The sequence below is a fragment of the Streptomyces sp. SAI-127 genome, from assembly GCF_029894425.1.
GTDB lineage: Bacteria > Actinomycetota > Actinomycetes > Streptomycetales > Streptomycetaceae > Streptomyces.
In genome coordinates, this window is record NZ_JARXYJ010000001.1 from 7384540 (window position 1) to 7406402 (window position 21863).

Genomic DNA, 21863 nt, shown 5'->3' on the forward strand with positions numbered 1-21863 from the left:
AATAAACCCAGGTGAACCGATGAAGCGCGGGCCCGTCGGCGGGGAGGGGGCCGACGGGCCCGCGATGGCCCCGACCGTCAGGTCACGGCGCGATGTTCCACTGCTGGCACGCGTTGTCGAGCTGCTGCCACTGGCGGACCGCCGTGCCGTTGGCCGTTCCGCAGTTCGCCACGTCCAACGCCATGCCGGTGTTGACGTTGGTGATCGTGTAGTGGCTGCCGGCCTTGGTGACGTCCCACTGCTGGCAGGTGTTACCGAGCGAGGCCCAGAGTTGGACGGCCGTGCCGTTGCTCTGCCCGCAGTTCTTGTCGTCCAGGACCGTGCCGCTGTTGGCGTTGGTGATCGTGTAGTGGCCGTTGCCCGCGCTGGCGAACTTCCACTGCTGGCAGGTGTTGCCGAGTGAGGCCCAGATGTCGATCGACGTGCCGTTGGCGGTGCCGCAGTTGACCGCGTCCAGGACCTTGCCGGAGTTGGCGTTGGTCAGGCGGTAGGCGGTGCCGGTGACCGGGAAGTTCGCGGCGGGGGTGGTGTAGCCGACGGAGGTGATGTTGGCCTGTACGGCGTTGTCGGCGGCGTCGGTCGGGTAGCCGGAGGTCATGACGCCCTCGAAGAAGGAGCCGTCGGAGCCGTTGCTGTTGTCACCGCCGGTGCCGAGGACGATGGCGCCCTCCAAGTGCATCGGGGTGTATCCGCCGAGGTTGGGCAAGGCCCCGTTGTACCAGGTGGTCAGTGAGCCTGATTGGGCGTTGCCGCCCTTGATCGCGTAGGTGGTCGTGCCGTTGTTCTTCTCCAAGGCGGTGACGTACTCGCTGGAGTTGCCCTTGTTGTTCGAGTTCGAGCCGTTCCCTCCGAAGAAGAGCCCGTTCTCCAGGTCCGCCTCGACCCAGGGGCCCGATCCGGCGCCGGAACACGAGAACCAGCACTCCGTACCGAAGTTGATCGCGTCCATGTGGCCATTGCCGGTGTCGTTGCCGGAAGTCTCGGCGTTGCCGTAGTCGAAGCAGCACCGGTTGTTCACGTGGTGGCCGCTGGTCACCATGTACGCGCCCTCGGGCGAGCTGCCGGTGGCGATGCCCGTGGTGCTGTTGTCGCGGTAGCCGACGCCGGCGGACACGAAGACGCCGTACGCCGCGTGGCCGCCGACCGTGACCGGAAGGGCGTTGGCGATCGCGCCCACATCCTGGCCGCCGTTGCCGCCGGGCCCCTCGATGGTCAGGTCGTTGTGGTTCGAGCTCTGGTCGTAGATCTCGGTGATGGTGCAGGTCGTCCCGGAGCAGAAGGAGTCCTGGGCCGCCGCGTTGGCGTAGCCGCCGGTGCTGAGGACGCCGATGTTGGTGGTCGCGCCGTCCGAAGCGCGTTTGACCTGGTAGAGGGAGCCGCTGTAGGAGGCGTAGAGCGCCCGCGTGGTGCTGTGTGCCGCGGCGCACGGTGTCCCCGCGGAGGCGTAGATGTCGCAGGGCAGGGAGGTGGCGGCCGCTGCTGTGCCCGCGGTGCCGACGACCCCGGCCAGGATGCCCCCGATGAGCGTGAGGATCGCGCCCAGTGTCAGCAGGAGCCCTCTCTGGCGCGGGCCTCGCAGTCGGCTTCTCACCCGACTGCTCACTCGGCCTGTCACTCGACTCACTCGACCTGTCACGGTGAACCTCTTCCGTCGTTGGTTCTTCTCTCGTCCGGCGCCTTGTGCTCCGGGAGACAGAAATGTGGGCGCTAACATTTCGGGCCCTCGGATCGGCACACATGCGAGTCGGCGCACATGCGAGCTGTACGGGAGGGCGAGGGGAGGGGGAGGGCCGGACTGGGCGATCCGCAGATCGTGCAGCGTCGTCGAGAGTGTCACTGCTGGTCAGGGCGGCGGATCGGTCCGGAGTGGGGGGCTTGTGCGGGTGCCGTTCTCGCGCGGTCGGCGAGTTGGGCGGCCGCTTTTGTGGCACCGTCTTTTTACGGCCGGATGAATACCGGGTCAACATGGTCGAACAGTCAAGAGTGCGGAAACAAAAGCTGTGCCGTCTGTTTACCCGGGTGCGCGGCGTTGCCGGAAGGGGCGTTCGCGTGGACAGTACTGCCAGGTCACAAGCCTCTTTGCCTGCGCGTCGAAGTCCGCAAAACGCGGAATCGAGGGACCCGACCTGCCTTGCCGCCGAGGAATGTGTGCGCTAACAATTCGTCACAGCCTGCCGCTCCCACCGGAGAAGCAGCTGATCGACGACAACACGACGGTGTGTGAGGAGGCGGGACATGGACGGCGATCGCGCACCGGTGATGGCGGACGTGGCCCGGATCGCGGGGGTCTCGCACCAGACCGTCTCCCGGGTCCTCAACGACCACCCCAACGTCCGCCCCCGCACCCGGGAACGCGTGCTCGCCGCCGTCCGCGAACTCGGCTACCGGCCCAACGCCGCCGCCCGCACCCTGGCGTCCCGCCGCACCCGCACCCTGGGTGTGATCAGCTTCAACACCACGCTCTACGGCCCCGCTTGCATGCTCTACGGCATCGAGCAGGCGGCCAGGGAGCACGAGTACTCCGTCACCGTGGCCGCGGTCGGCACACTCGACCGGCACTCGGTGCTGGACGCCGTGGACCGGCTGCGCGACCAGAACGTGGCGGGGATCGTCGTCATCGCGCCGCAGACCGCGGCGGTGGGCGCACTCGCCAACGTGCCTGCGGACGTGCCCCTGGTCGCGGTCGGCTGCGGCACCCACACCGCGCTGGTCTCGGTCGCCGTGGACAACGAGGCGGGTGCCGAACTGGCCACCTCCTACCTGCTCGACCTCGGCCATCGCACGGTGCACCACCTGGTCGGGCCGCGTTCCTGGCTCGACGCGCAGGAACGCGAGGCCGGCTGGCGCGCCGCCCTGGAGAAGCGGGGGGCTCCCGTGCCCGAACCGCTGGCCGGTGCCGACTGGACGGCTCGTACCGGATACGAGCACGGCCGTCGGATCGCCGCCGACCCCGAGGTCACCGCGGTGTTCTGCGCCAACGACCACCTGGCCCTCGGCCTGCTGCGGGCCCTGCAGCAGGCAGGACGCCGGGTGCCGGAGGACATCAGCGTCGTGGGTTTCGACGACATGCCGGAGGCCGAGTACTTCGGCCCGTCGCTGACCACCGTCCGCCAGGACTTCGACGAACTCGGCCGCCGCGCCCTGCGGGCGCTGATCGAGCTCGTCGGTGATCCGGATTCCGGGATCCCGGCATCCGGCGAGAGACCCCACATCGTCATACCGCCCAGCCTCGTCGTGCGGACCTCGGCGACCCGCCCGCGACCTCGAACGGAAAGTCCCACATGACCCGACGTCGCTGCTAGCGCTCCGGCGCCAAATCCCTTATTAACAGGCCTTGTTGTGAGCCGTGTGCCCTTCGGGCAGCCGCCGCGCCGACCATGAGCTTTCGGCCGTGACGTCCCCGACACACGACGGCTCCACCCCCGCCCACCGCCCCGAGCGGTCGGCTCCTCCCCGGTCCTGAGACTCCGTCAGGCATCCCGCGCCCTCGCCGCGCTCACCCCGATGAGCCCCCCGCCCGGCGACGCCGACGCCCTACGCCACGTACCGCTTCCAAGTGGCCCCCACACCTGCCCCGCCTCCCCGGCACCGGCATGCCCCTGAACAGGTGTGCCTTCCCAGCGTTCCCACTCATCCCGAGACACCAAACAGACACGCGAACCAGACACGCCAGACACGCCAAGAAGGGCGCTGATTCCCATGCTCCGCACCAGAAGGTCCCGCACCCTCGCCACCGCGACCGCCGTGCTCCTCTCGCTCGCCGCCGCAGGCTGCTCCAAGAGCGCGGGCGGCTCCGACGCGTCCAGCTCGGCCGGTACCAAGGCCGCCGCGCCGGTCGCGCTGGCCGGCTCGGTCACCTTCAACCAGGCGAACCTCGCCAAGCTCGACGCGGCGCTGAAGTCCGCGCTGGCCGGCAAGGACCTGTCCAAGGTCGACATCGCGATGGTCGTGAACGTGGCCGCCGACTACTGGAAGGCCGGTCAGGTCGGCTTCCTCAAGGGCTGCTCCGACCTCGGCATCGCGAAGAGCAAGTGCACCTACTTCGCCCCGCCCGGCGGCAAGCTGACCGAGCAGAACTCGGAGCTGGAGACCCTGCGTTCGCAGGGCGTCACCGGCTACTCGATCTCGGCGATCGACCCGACCTCGGCCGCGGGGACCATCCACACCGACGTCCAGAAGGGCATCGGCGTCCTGGCGATCGACTCCCCGCTGCCGGGCACCGACGCCGCCTCGCTCTACCTGGGCACCCCGAACTACACCGCCGGCTTCCAGGCGGGCACCGCGATGAAGCAGGTGCTCGGCGGCAAGGGCAAGGTGGCCATCCTGGTCGGTTCCCTCACCGCGTCCAACGCCACCCAGCGGATCGCCGGCTTCGAGGCCGCGCTCAAGGGCACCAAGATCACGGTCGCCCAGAAGGTCAACGACAACCTCCAGGCCAGTACGGCGACTTCGGACGCGGAGACCATCCTCGCCAACAACCCGGACGTCAACGGCCTGTACGGCGTCTACTCCTACGACGGTCCCGCGCTGGCGCAGGCGGTCACCTCGGCGGGCAAGACGGCCTCCGTGCACATCGTCTCCGACGACTCCGACGCCCAGACGCTGAAGTTCATCAAGTCCGGCGTGATCTCCGGGACCGTCGTGCAGATGCCGTACCAGCAGGGCTACACCGGGGCGTACATCCTGGCCGCGGAGAAGGTGCTGGGCAAGGACAAGACGATGGCGCTCGTCAAGCCGTACCTGGAGAAGGACGGTTCGACGCTGAGCTCCGGCGTGGGCCTGGTCACCAAGTCCGACCTGAGCGCGTACCAGTCCCTCGAGTCGCAGCTCGGGATCGGCTGAGCATGACGGCCACCAAGAACGCCCCGGACGACGTCCCGGACAACGCCCCGAACGACGTCCCGGACAACGCCCCGGACCGCGCGGTCACCGCGCGGCTGCGGGGGGTGCACAAGTCCTACGGGCCGGTGCGCGTCCTCGACCTGCCCGAACTCGACCTCTACGCCGGCCAGGTGATCGGCGTGGTCGGCGAGAACGGCGCCGGGAAGTCCACGCTCATGGGCACGCTGGCCGGATCGGTGCACCGGGACGGCGGCGAGATCCTGATCGACGGGGAACCACTCGCCGCCGGGTCCACCGAGGCCGCGGGGCAGCTCGGCATCGCCATGGTCTCCCAGGAGTTCCCCCTGGTCGGACAGCTCTCGGTGGCCGAGAACCTGCTCCTCGGCCGCCGCCCGCGCCAGTCGAAGCGACGGCTGCTGGTGGACCGTACGGCACAGCGGGCCGAGGCGAAGGCGATGCTCGCGGAGATCGGTCTGTCCGCCGAGACGATCGAGGTGAACCGGGAGGTCCGCACCCTTCCGGTGCCGACCCGCCAGATGATCGAGATCGCCAAGGCCTGGGGCCGCGAACCCAAGCTGCTGATCCTGGACGAGCCGACCTCCTCACTGGGGCCGGTCGAGGCCCAGATGGTGCTGGGCCTGGCCCGCCAACTCGCCGACCGCGGCGGGACCGTGCTGTTCATCGGACACCGCCTCGACGAGGTGCGGGAGATCAGCGACCGCGTCCTGGTGCTGCGCAACGGCAGGCTGGTAGCCGACCTCGAACCGGCCGAGGCCGACGAGGAACGGCTGATCCGGGAGATGGTCGGCGGCGAGGTCGCGCAGGGCGAACCGAAGGCACCGCCCGCGACGAGCCCGGTCCTGCTTCAGACCGAGGGCCTGACCGCGGACGGTCTCGGACCGGTCGACCTGGACGTACGGGAGGGCGAGATCCTGGGCGTGGCCGGGCTGATGGGTTCGGGCCGCAGCCGCCTGGTCCACACGATCGCCGGGGCACAGCCCTCGACGGGTGGCCGGATGCTGCTGGGCGGCACGCCCTACCGGCCGCGGGGCGCGGGCGACGGCGTGGCGGCGGGGATCGCGCTGATCCCCGAGGACCGCAAGGAGCAGTCGCTCGTCCTGTTCGCGTCGATCCGGGCGAACGTCGTCGTCTCGGTGCTCAAGCGGATCAGCACCCGGGGTCTGCTCGCACCGGGCCGGGAACGTGCCGAGGCACGGAAGATCACCGAGAACGTCAACGTGCGGATGCAGTCGGTGGAGCAGCCGATCGGCTCGCTGTCCGGCGGCAACCAGCAACGCGCCATCTTCGGCCGGGCGTTCGCCGCCGAACCGCGTCTGCTGCTGCTCGACGAGCCGACCCGTGGCGTGGACGTGGGCGCGAAGGCGGAGATCTACAAGCTGATCGACCACGCGGCGGAGCAGGGCATGGGGATCGTGGTCGCCTCCTCCGAACTGGAGGAGCTGCTGTGGATCTGCCACCGCATCGCGGTGATGAACCACGGGCGGGTGGTCACGGTCATCGACCGGGCCGACGCCACCAAGGAACGGATCATGACGGCCGCGGCCGGCACCTCCTCACTCGACCAGCACCGACCGACGAGTTCCCTCGACGAGCACCACGTGACGAACGGAGCCACAGCATGAGCGCGCAGACCACGCTCGCCCCGAACGAGGTCGCACCGCGCTCCCGTTCGGCCGTATCGACCCTCGCCCGCAGACTCGCCGCCTCCCCGGAGGCCGGCGTGATCATCGCCTGCGTGGTGGTGTTCGCGGCGATCGCCGCCAACGCGGAGACGTACACGGCGGTGGGCAACCTCCAGGTGATGGGCCGCGACCTCTCGCAGGTCGGGATCCTCGCGATCGGTGAGGCGCTGGTCATCCTGACCGGTGGCATCGACCTGTCGGTGGGCGCGCTGGCCGGTCTGGCCGGCATCCTGGCCGGCTGGCTGAACGTCAACGAGGGCCTGCCCGCCCCCCTCGCGATCCTGCTCACACTGGTGATCACCGCCTGCGTCGGTCTCTGGCACGGCGTCATGGTCACCCGCCTCAACGTGCCGCCCTTCGTGATCACCCTGGTCACCTACACCGTGGCGCAGGGCACGGCGCTCGCTATCACCAGCGGCTCGCCCATCAACAACCTCGACCCGATGTTCAGCAACCTGAGCCAGTTCTACCTCGGCGAAGTACCGGTCCCCGCCCTGTTCTTCGTCGGTGCGGCGGCCGTCGCCTGGTTCGTGCTGGAGCGCACCTACGTGGGCCGCCAGATCTACGCGGTCGGCGGCAACAAGGAGGCCGCCCGGCTGGCCGGCATCCCGACCGCCCGCCGGATCACCTCCACCTACGTCGCCAGCGCGGCCCTCGCCGGCCTGGTCGGCATCCTGGTGATCGGCCGTATGAACGTGGCCGACCCCTCCGTCGGCGCCGGCTGGGAACTGACCGCGATCGCCGCCGCGGTGGTCGGCGGGATGTCACTCTCGGGCGGTGAGGGCCGTATCGCGGGGATCGCGGCGGGCGCCATCCTGCTGGAGTTCATCACCAACGGCCTGCTCGCCCTCAAGGTCAGCCCCTACGACCAGCAGGTCGTCCAGGGAGCGGTCCTCGGCGTCGCCATCCTGCTGGACCGGGCGCGCGCTCGTTACTTCGGCAGGAGTCGGAGTTAGTACGTCGGGTGTGGGTTTGGAAGTCGCCCGCGTCCCCATCTCTTCGAACGTAGATCGATATGTCGAACACCTCAGTGTGGAGGAGGCCGCCGGTGAACGCCGGACAAGAGACAGTCACGAACCCCGAACCCTGCGTCGTAGGAGTCGACTTCGGGACGCTGTCCGGAAGGGCTGTGGTGGTCCGCGTGCGGGACGGCGCGGAGTTGGGGACGGCCGAGCACGCGTACCGGCACGCGGTCCTGGACCGGGAACTGCCGGACGGTACGGGACTGCCCCCGGACTGGGCCCTCCAGATCCCGTCGGACTACGTCGACGTGCTCCGCCACGCGGTGCCGGCAGCGCTCGCGGCAGCCGGTGTGCGCCCTGAGCAAGTGATCGGCATCGGCACGGACTTCACCGCCTGCACGGTGCTGCCGGTGCTCGCCGACGGCACACCCCTGTGCGAGCTGCCCGAATACGCCTCCCGCCCCCACTCCTACGTCAAGCTCTGGCGCCACCACGCCGCCCAGGCCCAGGCCGACCGGATCACCGCACTGGCCGCCGAACGGAAGGAGACGTGGCTGCCGCGGTACGGCGGGAAGATCTCCTCCGAGTGGGAGTTCGCCAAGGCCCTCCAGGTGCTGGAGGAGGACCCCGAGATCTACGACCGCACGGAGCGGTGGGTGGAAGCGGCGGACTGGATCGTCTGGCGGCTGTGCGGCACGTACGTCCGCAACGCCTGCACCGCCGGTTACAAGGGCCAGCTCCAGGACGGCGCCTACCCCTCCCGTGCCTACCTGGAGGCGCTCAACCCCGGCTTCGCCGACTTCGTGACGGAGAAGCTGGAGCAGCCGATCGGCCAACTCGGTGGTTTCGCGGGTGGGTTGACGTCCGAGGCGGCGGCCTGGACCGGACTGCCCGAGGGCATCGCGGTCTGCGTGGGCAACGTCGACGCCCATGTGACGGCACCCGCGGCGGGCGCGGTGGAGCCGGGGCAGATGGTGGCCATCATGGGCACCTCGACCTGCCATGTGATGAGCTCCGACCGCCACGAGACGGTGCCCGGCATGTGCGGCGTGGTCGACGGCGGCATCCTGCCGGGGCTGTGGGGTTACGAGGCCGGGCAGAGCGGCGTAGGCGACATCTTCGGCTGGTTCGTCCGCACCGGATTCCCCGCCGCGTACGCCGAACAGGCCGCCGTCCTCGGCCGTGACGCGCACGAACACCTGACGGCTCTCGCGGCCGGGCAACGGGTGGGCGAGCACGGGCTGATCGCGTTGGACTGGCACAGCGGCAACCGTTCCGTCCTGGTCGACCACGACCTCAGCGGTGTGATGGTCGGCCTGACACTGTCGACCCGGCCCGAGGACGTCTACCGCGCGCTCCTGGAGGCCACCGCCTTCGGTACCCGGACCATCATCGAGGCGTTCGAGACGTCCGGGGTGCCGGTCGGCGAGCTGATCATCGCGGGCGGCCTGACGAAGAACGCGCTGCTCATGCAGATCTACGCCGACGTCACCCGCCGCCCCCTCGGCGTCATCGGCTCCGCCCAGGGCCCCGCCCTCGGCGCGGCGATGCACGCCGCGGTGGCGGCGGGGGCGTACCCCGACATCCAGGCGGCCGCCCGGTCCATGGGCAAGGCCGACCGCGGCGTTTACCAGCCGGACCCGGAACGCGCCGCAGCCTACGACCGCCTCTACGCCGAATACCGGCTCCTGCACGACTACTTCGGCCGCGGAGCCAACGAGGTCATGCACCGGCTAAGGCGTCTGCGCGCCGAGGCCTCCGCCTGAATGGCGGCCCCAACTCCCGCCCCAACTTCCGCCCCAACTCCCTTCCCCAGTAGTCCCCTTCGAAAGGAACCTCCGTCATGACCGCTCCCGAAATACCGTCCGCCGGCCAGGAGATCTGGTTTCTCACCGGCAGCCAGGGCCTGTACGGCGAGGAGACCCTGAACCAGGTCGCCCACCAGGCACGGATGATCGCCGAACGACTCGACGCGGCCGAGCCGATCCCCCTGCGGATCGTGTGGAAACCGGTGCTCACCGACGCCGACTCGATCCGGCGGCTGTGCCAGGAGGCCTCCGCCTCCGACAGCTGCGTGGGGGTGATCGTGTGGATGCACACCTTCTCCCCGGCGAAGATGTGGATCGCGGGCCTGAGCGCGCTGGACCGCCCCGTGCTGCACCTGCACACCCAGTACAACCTGTCGCTGCCCTGGTCGAGCATCGACATGGACTTCATGAACCTCAACCAGGCCGCCCACGGCGACCGCGAGTTCGCCCACATCGAGTCCCGGCTCGGCATCGACCGCAAGATCGTCGCCGGACACGCGACCGACCCCCGCGTGATCCGGCGGCTCGCCGCCTGGACGAGAGCCGCCGCGGGCCGCCAGGCGGCGCGCACCCTGCGCCTGGCACGCTTCGGCGACAACATGCGCGACGTCGCCGTCACCGAAGGCGACAAGGTCGAAGCGCAGATGCGGTTCGGGTTCTCCGTGAACACCTACGCCGTCAACGACCTGGTCGCCGTCGTCGACGCCGTCGAGGACAAGGCGGCCGCCGAACTCGCCGCCGAATACGTCGAGTCCTACGACGTCGTGCCCTCCCTGCACCCCGGCGGTATCCGCCACGACTCGCTCCTGTACGCCGCCCGCCAGGAACTGGGCCTGCGCACCTTTCTCACCGAGGGCGGCTTCACCGCCTTCACCACCAACTTCGAGGACCTCGGCGGGCTGCGCCAGCTGCCCGGCCTGGCCGTCCAGCGCCTGATGGCCGACGGCTACGGCTTCGGCGGCGAAGGCGACTGGAAGACCTCCGCGCTGCTGCGCACGATGAAGGTCATGGGCCAGGGTCAGTCCGGCGGCACCACCTTCATGGAGGACTACACCTACCACCTCGGCCCGGGCGTCCCGCGCATCCTCGGCGCGCACATGCTGGAGGTCTGCCCCTCGGTGGCCGCCGCCCGCCCCCGCTGCGAGATCCACCCGCTGTCGATCGGTGGCCGCGAGGACCCGGTCCGCCTGGTCTTCGACGCGGCCGAGGGCCCCGCCGTGGTCGTCGGCCTCTGTGACCTCGGTGACCGCTTCCGGCTGACCGCCAACGCCGTCGACGTCGTCGGCCCCAGCGAGCCCCTGCCCCACCTGCCCGTCGCCCGGGCGGTGTGGAAGCCGCGCCCCTCACTCGCGGAGTCCGCGGAGAGCTGGCTGCTGGCCGGCGCCCCACACCACACCGTGCTCAGCTCGGCCGTCGACGTCGAGACGCTCACCGACTACGCCGCCATGACCGGCGTCGAACTGCTCACCATCGACGAGCACACCAGCACCGACCAGTTCGCCAAGGAGCTCCGCTGGAACGCCGCGTACCACCGTCTCGCACAGGCTCTGTGATCATGACCGACGGCCGCGTCGAAGGAGACGAGCGATGACCGTACGAGTCCGTGACGGCCTGCGAGAGGAGGTCCTGAGGGCGAACCTCGCCATCCCCCAGGTAGGCCTGGCAACCCTGACGTGGGGCAACGTCAGCGGGGTCGACCGCGAGGCGGGGGTCTTCGTCATCAAGCCGTCGGGCGTGCCCTACGAGGATCTCGCTCTCGACGACCTGGTGACGGTCCGTCTGTCCGACGGCGCCGTGGTGGACGGCGACCTGCGCCCCTCCACGGACACCGAGACCCACCGCTGCCTCTACCGCGCCTTCCCCTCCATCGGCGGCGTCACCCACACCCACTCCACGCATGCTGTCGCGTTCGCCCAGGCCCGCCGCGACATCCCCGTCCTCGGCACCACCCACGCCGACACCTTCAACGGACCCATCCCCGTCACTCGTGACCTCACCGCCGAGGAGTGCACGAAGGACTACGAGTACAACACCGGCGTCGTCATCGTGGACCTGTTGGGGGAGGAGGACCAGAAGGCGGTCGAGGTCCCGGCGGCCCTCGTGGCGAACCACGGCCCCTTCACCTGGGGCACCACCGCCCGCAAGTCCCTGGAACACGCGATCATCTGCGAAGCCGTCGCCGACATCGCCCTGCACACCCTGTCCCTGTCCCCGGCCGCCCCACCTCCCAGCCACCTGCTCGACCGCCACTACACCCGCAAACACGGACCTGACGCGTACTACGGCAACCCGGACATACCTACGGCTCGACCTGGTGGAGAGAAGTCTATGGAACAGCGCTGAAAGCGGGCACCCAAAGTGGTGTGGTTCAGGGGCCTTCGCGGTGCCGCTGCCGCAGTTCTTCCAGCCTGGCGCGAGCCGTGTCGTCCTGCCTGGTCGGTGCGGTTGCGTGTGCCGGACGAGGTACTTGGGGTGGCGTGGGCATGCGCAGAGACGTGGATACGAGTGCGAGAACTGCGTCCAGATCCGTGGTTGCGAGGTAGGCGAGACGGCTCTTGTTCAGCCCACGGAAGCGAGAACCGCTCCTGCGGAACGAGGCCCAAGCCCGTCCTTTTCGTGTAGCGACGCGACTGTTTTCCGCCTGTGAGGTGTAATCGATATCGATTTCCAAGCTGAGCTGCTCGGCGCTCGACCACCAGGCCCGCCACTGTGGATCGTCGTGGATCATCTCAACTACAGTGCCGGCCGCATCGAAATACGCTGAGGGAATCTCGTTCTCACCGTGCAGCGCGAGGTTGAGCCAGGGTGTTTCACTCTTCGCGATGGCCGTCGGATCCTCTGGTTCGTCCACAAGGAACCCTGGCAGTGGGCCCAGCCAGGGTTTTCCGGTGGCGACTTCGTAGGCTTTGGACACAGCCTCCGCAAGGCTGTCCGATTCACTGAAGTCCCAGGCGCGCTCAGCCACGTGACCCGGATTTCTCAGGATTTGTTGGAACTGTTCGATGCCTGCGGCTACCACCGCGAAATGAAGATTGATGAGAGCGTCACCGGCCAGTGGCACCGGCTGTGCGCCTGACGGATCACTCACGTCTTGGGCAGGGATTCCCGACAGAGGTACATCCGCAAGCCGGCCCATCTTCTCCGTCAGCCTGTCGGCGAATTCTTCGACGCGAGCCTCCCCCTGGCGAGCCAGGGCCTCCTTCAAGGCGGGAGTGGTTCGCTGGTTTGCCGCACCTCCGAGAAGATCGATGAGGGACCAGAAGTCTTCTTCTGTCATGGATCAGGCTCTTTTCCCTTGATGGGTGCAGCGGGTGGGGTGCCTCCACGGCACCCCACCCGCCTGTCGTTCATTCATCCCGACGTGTGCGGGTCCTTACACGCAGATTTTCTTGGCCTGCCCTGGCGGGCAGTGGCGATGCCTGGCCACGTACTTGAGGATCATGGCTGTTTCCCAGCTGCGGGCGTTGAGCCAGCCCGTCATGCGCCTCATCACGGTGTACCTGCAACCACCGATGGTTCCGTAGTACCTGTTGCAGGTACTGATCTGACTGGCCGGCCTGCTCGTGCCGACGCGGGATATCCCGTATTTCCAGATCTTGCCCTTGTAGTGGATCATGTAGCCGATGTACGCGGTTTTCTTGTACTTCTTGGCCGAGTTGGAGTTCTTGTTCGGAATGGCGACGTTCGGACCGGGCAGGCTGATTGAGCACCCGATTTGCCCGCAGATCCAGCTCGTAGCCAGAAGGATGACATAGGCGACCAGGATCGCGGTTCCGACACCGAGGAGGTAGGGGACCCCCAGAGGAATGGCGAACCGGCCGTCCGCATCCATGAAGTTGACCGGATCGGTGGGGTAACCGTAGGCGTTGGCGTTTCCCCCCACCACGGGATCAGGTGAGAGGAAGAGCCCGGTTGCCGGGTTGTACACCCGAACTCCCGTGACCAGCAGACCACCCAAGGCGTCGTTGGAAACGCCTTGGCTTCCGAGCCAGTTGTAGCGGGCTTGGGTCTGGCCGACTTTGGAGTTGCCGTACTCGTCGGCGTCCAGGGCGGTCGGCGCGACGCTGGTGTCCAGAGGGAGCAGGAGGCTGACGTCCCCGTGGATGTTGGTGAACTGCAGGACGGTGCCGCCGGTCTTGCCCGTAGTGGCCGCCAGGCTGCCGTCGAGGCCCCTCACGTTGCGTGTCAGCGCGCCCGTGGTGGTGTCCTCCGTGATCCAGCGAGGACTGCCGTCGTCGCTGTCGTAGTGGTTGACCTTGGACGCGGTCTGGGTCCAGGTGGAGCCGCTGCCGGTCTCGGTCTTCCAGGAGCGGAACCGCAGGCTGGCGTCGAGCTGCCAGGTCTGGCGCTTTCCATTCTCGGTTTGCTGGTAGGCGAGGTCATTGGCGTAGTACGCGATCGTGCCGCTGCCGGGAGTCGTGATGGCTCGCCCGAAGGCGTCGTAGGTGTAGCCGGTGTCGACGATGCGGTCGGCACTGTCGTAGGTGTGGTTGTCGGCTGTGCCGCCCGTGGTGGGGCAGTCCAGGCCGGGGGCGCCGGCCGCGGTGGCCAGCGAAGTGCGGTTGTTGCGGTTGTCGAAGGCGTACGTCCGCCTGGTGCAGACGGTGCTGGTGGTGTCGTCCACGGTGGTGAGGCGACCGAGCTTGTCGTAGGTGTAGGACTGGTTGGACCAGCCCGCGTGGGTGATGGCCTGCCCGAGAACAGAGCGCGTCACGGTGTCGGCCATGACGCTGAGGCCGTCACTGTCGCGGGTGTATGTACGCCTGACGACAGCCCCAGTGGTGTCCTCCGTCTGCTGCAGGGTGTAGCCGCCGGGCAGCTTCTGCGAGGCGAGGGACGCATCGGCGTCGTAGGTGGCCTGGAAGACACCAGCGACGGAGTCGGTTGTCTTTGTGGCGAGGCCACGCGGCTCGATCGAGTGGTCGTAGGTGTACGTGACGGTCGAGGGCGAGTTGTCCGTTGTCCTGGCCGGGCGGTCGAGCAGGTCGTACTCGGTGGTCGTGACACCACCATCGGCGTCGGTGTAAGAGATCTGACGGCCGAGTTTGTCGTAAGCCTTGCTGATGGTGCCGCCGGTCGCTGAGGTCAGTTTCACGGGATGACCTGTCGCCGGATCGTACTCCGTGGTGGATTCGGGAACGGCTTGCCCGATGCCTCCGCTGATGGTCGTCTTGATGGGACGACCGGCCGTGTCGTACTGGATCGTGGTGGTTCGGGTGCTGCCGTTCGCAGTGTCGCGTACTGTCGCCGATCGGCCCCACCAGTTGTATTCGGTGGTGGTGGTCGGTACCTGGGACGGGTTGGTGCCGCCGCCGGTGATGGCACCGGCGACTCCGGTGGAGCAGACCAGGTCGGCCCACTCCGGACGGCCCTGACAGGCACCCGAACCGGTGGCGCTCCAGTAAGTCGTCACTCGGGTCGCGGCGTCCGTGCCGGTGGCACCGGGCCGGAGCTGCTTGATGACGCGGCCCTGGGCGTCGTACTCCGTCTTGGTGGTGATCGCCAGGCCGCCGGGATCCTGCACGTTCTGGGTGGCGAGACCCCTTGCCCAGTCATAGGAGACCACGGATGTCTTGGTCTCGCCGTGCACCGTGGGGTGCTCCCGGACCTGCGCGCCTACGGTGCTCTTGGTGAGCTGGTCCCTGACCGTCGCCGTGCCGTCCGTCGGTCGGCCCGTGTCGTACTCGTTGATGACCCAGCTGCGGGCCGTCACCGGGGAACCCGCGGGGACCAAGGTGGTGCTCCCCGACTTCAGGTCGGCGGTCAGGTCGATACGACGAAGCGGGCCCAGCTTCTCCAGTTCGCGTATGCCGGTCTCGTCGTAGAGCGAGGTGGCGGCCAGAAGGTTCGCCCGTTCGGCAGCGGACAGCGATCCGATGCCCAGGTCGGCCTGTACGGCTCGGTCTGCGGCACTGATTCCGAGGGCGACGGCGCGGTTGCCGGCCGAGAGTTCGCGAACAGTGTTGCCGAAGCGGTCGTACTCCGTCGTGCTGATGTATCCACCTGGAGCCGCTGTGTTGACCTCGTGGCCGGAGACCCCCAGGTAGCTGATCGTGGCGCGCGTATAGCCGGTGGAGGTCAGGGCACTGCCGTCGTGCGAGGCGGGTGCCACGTCTGCGGGGAACAGCGCTGTCGCATCGGTCGGGGCATCCAACTGCCCCCACTTCTTGACCTCCGCCGCGCTCATCGTGTGTGGAGCGGCCGTGCCGGTCAGCGGGACGTCGTACACGACAGACGTTGACGCGGTACCGGATACGACATCCTTGCTCCCCTGCTGAAGGCCGGAGCGGGACACCTTGAGCAGCATGCCCTCAGCTGCGGTGGCGGAGGTGCCCACCTTGCCGTAGGTGAACGTCCACGGCAGTTCCCCGGCCGGGGTCAGGCCGGTGACCCGCCCGGCCGTGTCGTAGGCGTACTCGGTCTTCAGCGCCGGGCTGATCTGCGGGTTCCACGCCTGACGCAGTCGGCCGGCGGTGTCGTAGGCGAAGGTCTGCACAGTCTTGGCACTGGCCGAGGCGGCAGCGGGCTCGGTGGACCACAGGCGGACCTCCTTGACCTGGCGGAGGAAGTCGCCGAACGCGGAGGACGTGGCGGTGGTGGCGGTGGCGTAGACGAACTCCACCGAGCGGCAGCCCTTGGTCGACGGCGTCGCGGTGCATGTCGCGGCGCTCGCTGCGGAGGTCGGGGCGATGATCCGCTTCGGGCGGGCCAGCGCCTGGCCGTCCACCGTCACGGTCTCGGAGACCACCGTGGTGGTGGAGTTGGGCAGGCCTTCCATCAGAGTGGAGGACACCTGCCAGGTCGCGGAGGCCGTGTCTGGTTTGGTGAATGCGGTGACCGTGCCATCGGTGTCCGAGAGGGTGAACGAACCGGACACGCTGCCTGTGAGCGTCAGGTACTCGGAGCCGGTCTCGGGAACCCATGCGGTCTTGGCGGCGTTCGCGGTGAAGTGTGTTTCCGTACCCTCGACGTCGACGACGGCGACGGCTGTGTCGGAGATCCGGCGGATGTGTGAATAGTCCGACTCTGTCGCCTCCGCCACGGTGCCGGAGACCCACTCCTTGCCGAAGATCGCCGCCTGGCCGTCCTGTTGGGCCGCCTGGTCAGGGGTGCGCGACGAAGCCGTCCGGGACACCGACAGTCCGAAGCCGGAAGCGTCCTCCGCGGACAGCGAGTAGTCGCCCGTGAGGAGGTTCAACTCTCCCGGCCCGACCTCTTCGGCCGCGGCGCCCGTCGCGTTGCGGTCCACGATCACATCGATGGACCGTGTGCTGCCCGAGGCCGAGTTCGGGCCGGTGAAGTCGGCCTTGATCTCGACTGTTCCGTCCGGATTCACCGTGTCGGTGGCATTCCACACCAAGGCGGCGTTCTTACCGCTGACCAGGGGCACCGGCCAGGATGTCAGAGGCGTTCCACCAGCAGTGACGTCACCTGCGGGAATGCGCACCCAGGGATCGGCCTCGGAGCGCCGCCAGGAGAACGACACCGCGTTGTACTTGCTGCCGTCGGCCTCCGCGACCAGCGGAAGACGGCGGGCTGTGCGCTCACCGTCATCTGGCTGGACGAAGCCACCGGGCCCGGCATGGAAGGTGTAATCGACCGCCTCGGACTTGTTGTCCGCCTTGTCCACCTGGCGCACCTGGAGGAGGTGAGTGCCGTCCTCGGGCGGGGTGATGCTGATGGCCTTCGCTGCACTGGAGCCGCCGGTTGCGACCTTCGTCCAGGTCACGCCATCCAGCGACCACTCCAGCCAGTTGTGGTCCGTACCGTTCGGTGTGACGCTGAACGTCCCTGTCTGACCCGCGCCCTTGACCCACGTGCTCGACGGATAGTCCGTCGATGTGACCCCGGTGGGGGCGGACGGCGCGGCGGTGTCGACCGTGAAGGTCTTCCACGCCGACCAGCCGGTGTTGTAGTGCGCCCCGTCATACGGCGAGGTACGGAACTTGTACGTCTTGCCGTTGCTCAGCATCCCGGAGGGCACAGTGACCGCGGAGGCCTGCCCGGAGGGCACGTACGGTGAGACGATGACGTCGCCCACCTGCGCGTTGGTGGCGCTGTCGTAGATCTGGAAGGTGCCGTTGACCTTGTCACCGTCGGCATCGACGAAGGTGTCGCGCAGCGTGGGCGTCGTGGTGTTGACCGTGTAGGCGCCGCCGTAGGAGAAGTACGGCGGGCCGGCCTCCTGCTTGGTGCCGGTGCGCGGGCGGTAGTTGTAATTGACGACGAGCTTGGGCGGGTTCGAGGCGGCGTTCGCGGAGTTGACCCGCTTCCACTGCGCCACGACCGACTCGCTGGAAGCCCGCAGTCCCATGTGGCCGCGGGTGGCCTTGGCCGAAGCCCACTCCTGCACCAGCGCGGTCACGTCGGAGTTGATCCAGCCGTCCGGCTGTGCGGTACAGGCTGTATTGCCGCGGGTCTCGGTTGAGGTGGCCTTCTTCGCGGTCCACGACGGCTGTGCCGTCCAGCGCGACGACGTCGAGGCCGCACCGGTCGACCAAACCTCCCACGGATAGAGCGCGCAGTCGGTGTTGTTGCCGGAGTGGAAGTTCCACAGCGACAGCTTGGCATCCAGAACCAGCGCGTCCTGGATCGGTGTGGTGTTCCAGGAGATGAAGGAGCGCGCGGTGCGCGGAGTCCCGTCGGAGTTGGTCGTGCCGGGGTTGCCCAGGTCCAGCTCGGTGTCAGTGGACCAGTCGACCGTCTCGCCCTGCTGCACGTAGGTGTCGAAGACGTTGGACAACGAGGAGGTGGACGGGTCGACGGTGACCGGGTACTGAGTGTCGGAGTCCGCGAGGAACTTCGCGTCCGGGGTGACCACCAGATCGAAGGCGGAGCCCTTCCGCACCACCTTCAGGCCCACCTTGGCCCGGTTCGTGTGCTCGCCCGACCTCTTGTCGACGGCTGCGTCCCACATCACCGGCGCGGGCATCACGGCTCGCTTCTTGTTCTTTTCGTCGGTGAACAGGACGCTGCCGTCGGCGAGTTGCTTGGCTTTCAGGCCCTTTGCCTTCAGCGGCAGCGTGTAGGAGTAGGCGCCGGCGTCCGGGCGCTGCTTGATCTCCACGAACTGCTCGAAGCCGGTGCGGGTGGCCTCGACGACCACATCTGCGCCGGGTACCGCGTTGACGTACTCGGCGCGTGTACCGTCCAGTTTCGGCTTGGGCAGTCCGCCCTTCCACTGAAGGGTGATCTGCTGGTCGCCTTCGCCGAGTGTCACCAGGTCGGTGGCCTTGGCCTCACGAGCAGCCTTCAGCGACTTCGCCGGCGTACCCGCCTTGCCCGCGAGCCGCAGCCCTTCGGGATGCGCTACCGGCTCAACTCCTGACGCGGTTTCGCGCAGTTCAACGTCGACATCGACCCACTTGCCGTCCCGCTCGAAGCGAACCGGGCCTGCCGCAAATTCACTTGTGAGACTGCCGTCCTTGTTCACCCACGTCGTCGACATCTCGGTTCGTTCCGAGAGTGCCTCAACGCGCTTGCCGGACAACCTTGCCGCGACTCGGGCGGAAGGGATGTCAGCTGCCTGGGTCGCCGTTGCCTTCTTCGGCGCGTCCACCGTCCGGGTCTGCGAGACCGCCCCCGAACTGGTCGCGTCGAGCAGGGTAATAGCCATGGTCAAGGCGATACTGCCCGCTGTCCAGCGAGCGGCCCCCCGGGGCCAGAGTCTCCCGCGCAGTCGTGGCGCAGGTCTGTGAACCTTCATGATTCCCCGATTTCTCTCACGCCGTTGGCGTCACCCATGCAATTCCAAAGGGAATGTATGCATTGAGTAAAGATCGGAAAGGGTGACAAGATCACAGAAGGCGGGCGGTGAGGTGGCGGTGGCTTGAGTGATCTGTGTCACTTGGACTGCTCAAAAGCCCCTGGGGGGACAGCGTTTGACGATGATTCACCAGCGCTGCCCGGCGCCGCCGTTCCGCGTTGACGCTGGCAACGGAGGTCGGCTGCGTGGATGTCGGGCATCCATCGGGCGCCGTGACTTCGACGTCTCTGGATGAGTGTCCGACGCCAGGAACATTCGGTTTGCGATGAGTTCACCCCGTTCAGGTGAATCCATCTTCATCGGGAGTCTGTGCGTGAGCTCTGCGAGTCATCCCCCTTGCACGGCGCGATACGTCCCAGGGGGGGGCATGAGTCAGCAGTAGTACCCGCCGCAGCAGCCCGGAAGGGGTGGCCCCCAACATCCGGTGCCCACGGCCTGAGCCTCACGGCAGGCGGCAATGCCGCCGCGTCAGGACCGGTCGTCGGCACCTCGACAATCCTTCTCGGTGGCCGCCTGGATCAACTTGGCTCAACTGTTTCGAGGCGGCGCTCAAGGGCACCAAGATCATGGTCGACCAGAAGGCCGACGACAACCGCCAGGCCGGTACGGCTACTTCGGACGCGGAGGCCATCCTCGCGACCACCCCAGGCGTCAACGGCCTCTACGGCGTCACTCCTGCGACGGTCCCGCGCCGGCTCAGGCCGTGGTCTCAGCGACCAGGACGGCTTCGGTGCACGTCGTCTCCGACGACGCTTCCGCCCAGACACTTGCAAGTCGTCTTGGTTGGTGTGCCGCCGGTGGCAGCTGAGGGCACAGAGATGCTGGTGAGGCCAGGAAGTGGCCGGCGCGTTCTTGGCGCGGTGCAGGCGCAGGCACCCGGCGGGCGAGCCAGGCCGTGGTGCGTTGCGTCTTCCAGCAGTGCCGGTCCAGTCGTTGGCTGGAGTCTTTGCCCTTGTGGGCGATCCGCGGCGTGATACCACGCAAGCGTAACCAGCCCGCAGGTGGTGGTAGTCGTAGCCCTTGTCGCCACGGAGCTCGGCCTGGACGGGCGGGCTGAAGGCCTGACTGTCGTGGACGTTGCCCCCCGAGATGGCAGTCCGCTCAGTGGTGAGGTGGATCTTCCAGCCGTGCTTGCCGCGGCCTACAGGATTCGTCCGACCCGAGTCGATGAGCAGAGCGTCCGGACGCCGTCGCGCCGGCCGGTCTCAGGCAACTCAGGGGGCTACCGGCGGTACCTTTCGCCGTTGTTGGTTGAGATTTCTACAGGCCGGCATACAGCGCGACTCGTCTGTCCACTCGACGCGGCGGCACTCAAGCGCTTTCCATCTGAACCGACCTTGTAATCAGGAAGTCGGGGTGATCCGGAAATCTTTGACGGAGCGGGCAATCATGCCGCGAGGTGGAATTCTTCTTTCCGCTTATTTGAGTGTGCGGATCCAGTGTGCCATTTCACACACTCGACAGTTCGACACCCGGTGCCTTCGGGGGCGGGCGGCTGCGGGGCTGGTGCTTCCCGACCTCGGCAGGTGCTCCCACCTGCACAGGAGCGGTAGTCGGGGCGTCGGAATATAGACATGTCATCTGATATCAACCCGTGTCATGACTTCTGGGCAAGTACTCCTTCCGGCAACCGCGAATTCACAATCTGGGCGCCCGATTTTACTAAGTTCTGGTGGAGTTCCGTGGTCGCACTATCTAAAGGGTGTCCGCCCTGCACTTCCGATATTCCTCAGCTCTCAAGTGCGGCTCGAGGTGGGCTTGAGAGGTTCTGGCGCGGGGCCCGTTAAAAAGGCATTGTTGCCTCTGCGGCATCGACAGGTAATTGGTTGAAAGCGAATCGATTCCGCAACGACGGGGAGCGAGACAACTGTGAACGGGGGAAAAGATCGTGGTCACGATCAATGTGCTAGGGCAATTGGAGGTCATCGCGGGCGGGCGCGACCTGGCGCCGACCGCACCGCGGGTCAAGGCGGTGCTGGCGCTGCTGGCGCTCAACGCGAACCGGGTGGTCGGCACGGACACCCTGTTCGCCGAGCTGTGGGACGACCGGCCGCCGCGCAGTGCGGCCACCACGCTGCAGACCTACGTCTACCAGCTGCGCCGGATCCTGGACTCCATACCCCAGGGTGATCGGCGCTGCGACATCGTCACCAAGGCGCCGGGCTACGTCCTGCGCACCGGGGAGACCGACGCCGAGCGCTTCCTGACAGTGGCCGATCAGGGCCGCTGCCTGTGGCGCCAGGGCCATGTCGCGGAGGCCGCCGAGCGGCTGCGGCAGGCACTCGGCCTGTGGCGCGGCCATGCGCTGGCCGACATCAACCTGGGGCCGGAGCTGACGATCCACAAGGCGCACCTGTGCGAACTGCGGCTGCGCGTGCTGGAGTTGCGCATCCAGGCGGACGCCAGGCTCGGCCGGCACCAGGAACTGATCCCCGAACTGCGGTCGCTGGTCGCGGAGCACCGGCTCAACGAGCGGCTGCACGCCCAGCTGATCGACTCACTGCGCGCCGTGGGCTGCCGCGCCGAGGCGTTGGGCGCGTACCAGGATCTGCGCAGGGTGCTCAAGTCCGAACTGGGCCTGGAACCGGCCCCGGACGTGCAGCGGCTTCAGGCCGAGGTGCTCAACGGGGTGCACGGCGGCTCCGTGACCGCCCTGCTGCGCACCGGCTGACCCGGCGTCACCCACCCGACAGGTCCGGGACGGAGCGGCGGCTCCGTCCCGGGCCGATCCGTGGCTGCCCGCGGACCGGCCGCATCGTCCCGGCTGACCGCAGACCGGCTG

The 21863-nt window shown here is 67.9% G+C and carries 11 protein-coding genes; 8 read left to right on the forward strand and 3 right to left on the reverse strand.

Annotation, left to right across the window (positions count from 1 at the left end; translation table 11 throughout):
• Positions 1 to 82: 82 nt before the first annotated feature.
• Complete coding sequence (locus tag M2157_RS34000) at positions 83 to 1591, reverse strand: arabinofuranosidase catalytic domain-containing protein (RefSeq protein ID WP_280867141.1); 1509 nt, start codon at positions 1589 to 1591, stop codon at positions 83 to 85.
• A gap of 644 nt (positions 1592 to 2235) precedes the next feature.
• Here M2157_RS34000 and M2157_RS34005 point away from each other — a divergent pair.
• The 7 genes from M2157_RS34005 to araD all read left to right on the forward strand — a co-directional run bounded on the left by M2157_RS34005 (position 2236) and on the right by araD (position 11658).
• Positions 2236 to 3285, forward strand: coding sequence for a LacI family DNA-binding transcriptional regulator (locus tag M2157_RS34005; protein ID WP_280857208.1), 1050 nt, complete (start codon positions 2236 to 2238; stop codon positions 3283 to 3285).
• 414 nt (positions 3286 to 3699) lie between these two features.
• Positions 3700 to 4842: a substrate-binding domain-containing protein gene (locus tag M2157_RS34010; RefSeq protein ID WP_280867142.1), complete on the forward strand. Its 1143-nt coding sequence runs from the start codon at positions 3700 to 3702 to the stop codon at positions 4840 to 4842.
• A gap of 2 nt (positions 4843 to 4844) precedes the next feature.
• Complete coding sequence (locus tag M2157_RS34015; RefSeq protein ID WP_280867143.1) at positions 4845 to 6485, forward strand: sugar ABC transporter ATP-binding protein; 1641 nt, start codon at positions 4845 to 4847, stop codon at positions 6483 to 6485.
• A complete protein-coding gene (locus M2157_RS34020; protein ID WP_280857205.1) occupies positions 6482 to 7501 on the forward strand; it encodes an ABC transporter permease in 1020 nt (339 codons plus the stop codon). Before M2157_RS34015 ends, M2157_RS34020 begins: the two co-directional genes overlap by 4 nt.
• 92 nt (positions 7502 to 7593) lie before the next feature.
• Complete coding sequence (gene araB, locus M2157_RS34025; RefSeq protein WP_280867144.1) at positions 7594 to 9273, forward strand: ribulokinase; 1680 nt, start codon at positions 7594 to 7596, stop codon at positions 9271 to 9273.
• 77 nt (positions 9274 to 9350) lie between these two features.
• A complete protein-coding gene (gene araA, locus M2157_RS34030) occupies positions 9351 to 10868 on the forward strand; it encodes an L-arabinose isomerase (RefSeq protein ID WP_280867145.1) in 1518 nt (505 codons plus the stop codon).
• A 34-nt stretch (positions 10869 to 10902) separates the two neighbouring features.
• A complete protein-coding gene (araD, locus tag M2157_RS34035) occupies positions 10903 to 11658 on the forward strand; it encodes an L-ribulose-5-phosphate 4-epimerase AraD (RefSeq protein ID WP_280867146.1) in 756 nt (251 codons plus the stop codon).
• Positions 11659 to 11683: 25 nt separating this feature from the next.
• Here araD and M2157_RS34040 read toward each other — a convergent pair whose 3' ends face one another.
• Together M2157_RS34040 and M2157_RS34045 are read right to left on the reverse strand one after the other, a co-directional pair.
• Positions 11684 to 12592 (reverse strand): DUF4240 domain-containing protein, encoded by a 909-nt coding sequence (locus M2157_RS34040; protein WP_280867147.1) that lies wholly within the window; start codon positions 12590 to 12592, stop codon positions 11684 to 11686.
• A gap of 96 nt (positions 12593 to 12688) precedes the next feature.
• Entirely contained in the window at positions 12689 to 18931 is a 6243-nt protein-coding gene (locus tag M2157_RS34045) for a DNRLRE domain-containing protein (RefSeq protein ID WP_280868319.1), read from the reverse strand.
• A 2038-nt stretch (positions 18932 to 20969) separates the two neighbouring features.
• Here M2157_RS34045 and M2157_RS34050 point away from each other — a divergent pair.
• A complete protein-coding gene (locus M2157_RS34050) occupies positions 20970 to 21752 on the forward strand; it encodes an AfsR/SARP family transcriptional regulator (protein ID WP_280857200.1) in 783 nt (260 codons plus the stop codon).
• Positions 21753 to 21863: the final 111 nt, after the last annotated feature.